This is a genomic window from Acetatifactor sp., assembly GCF_982438285.1.
In genome coordinates this window covers 1-1,516 of record NZ_CEWDFQ010000511.1, presented here as the reverse complement: position 1 = coordinate 1,516, position 1,516 = coordinate 1, and the positions used below count along the sequence as shown (strand labels likewise).

At 49.1% G+C, this 1,516-nt stretch carries 2 protein-coding genes; both read left to right on the top strand.

Annotated elements, in window-relative coordinates; genetic code table 11:
- The first annotated feature begins 105 nt into the window (after window positions 1-105).
- Window positions 106-465, top strand: coding sequence for an Hpt domain-containing protein (locus AC1WIP_RS15785; protein ID WP_481142722.1), 360 nt, complete (start codon window positions 106-108; stop codon window positions 463-465).
- Window positions 466-467: 2 nt separating this feature from the next.
- A partial coding sequence (locus AC1WIP_RS15780; RefSeq protein ID WP_481142721.1) for an HD domain-containing phosphohydrolase occupies window positions 468-1,516 on the top strand: 1,049 nt, incomplete at its 3' end.

Genomic DNA, 1,516 nt, shown 5'->3' with positions numbered 1-1,516 from the left:
ACCTGCACCATACGCCGGGCTTTGTAATGTCCGTGGAAAAGGAGCAGGAGGATATTGACACCGCTGAGGAATATTGATTTTGTCTCAGACAGGGAGGAGAAATATATGACCGTAAAAGAATGCTATGCTTTGTTTGAGGGGGATTATGAAGGTGTGCTGGGACGACTTTTGGATGAGGTCAGAATCCGTAGATTTTTGTTCAAATTTCTGGAGGATGAAAATTTTCCGGCGCTTATGACGGCTATGAGGGATCAGGATATAAAAGCCGCTTTTCTGGCGGCCCATACCCTAAAGGGGCTTTGCGCGAATCTGGGATTTACAAGGCTTCAAGGGGCGGCGGATGCACTGACGGAGGAGCTGAGGGCAGGTGAATGGAAGGACTTTTCGGCTTTACAGCAGCAGATAGAGCAGGCTTATGAGGAAGTGGCATCCGCTTTAAATAGGTTCAGGGAAGAAGGGGAATAATCATGAAAAATCTTGTTTTGATTGTAGACGACGCCGAATTGAACCGGGAATTGCTCAAGGATATATTGTTGGATGAATATTATGTGACAGAAGCCAAAAGCGGCAGGGAGGCTGTGGAGGCGCTCCAGAAATTCCACGAGGAGATTTCGGTGGTCCTGCTGGATTTAGTGATGCCGCAGATGGATGGCTTTGGCGTCTTGGAGTTTATGCGCAAAAAGGAATTTCTTGGTAAAATTCCTGTGCTGGTTATCAGCGGAGAGACTTCTGTCAGTGCAGAAAAAAAGTGTTTTGAATATGGAGTTTCGGATTTTATAAAGAAGCCCTTTGACACTACCCTGGTCAAAAAGAGGGTGGACAATATTACCAGGCTGTTTCAGTATCAAAACCGGCTGGAGGCCACGGTGGAGAAGCAGACGGCCACGCTGCGCAGGCAGTATAAGCTGCTGCAGCAGCAGGCGGAGAAGCTGCGGTTAAGAAATGAGAGCATTACAGACATTCTGGGCACGGTGGTGGAGTACCGTAATCTTGAGAGTGGGCAGCACATAATGCGGGTGAGAGGCTTTACGCGGATTCTGGCAAAGGAGCTGATGAAATCCTATCCGGAGTACGGACTCACAGAACAAAAGATTGAAACCATTGCGGGAGCCAGTGCGCTCCATGATATTGGCAAGATCGCCATACCGGACAATATTCTGTTAAAGCCGGCGAAGCTGACGCCCCAGGAATATGAGTATATGAAATCTCATACCGTCAGAGGGGCTGAAATACTGAAGAATATCAATGACGTATGGGACGAGGAATACAAGCAGGCCGCCTATGAGATCTGCAGGCATCATCATGAGAGATATGACGGCAGAGGCTACCCGGACGGGCTTGCAGGGGAGGAGATTCCCATTTCTGCGCAGCTTGTTTCTGTGGCGGATGTGTACGACGCACTTGTGAGCCCGAGGGTATATAAGGGAGCTTACGCGAAGGAGGAGGCCTTTCAGATGATACCCACAGGGCAGTGCGGCACATTTTCCCCGAAGCTGTTAAAATGTCTGGGCAGTGT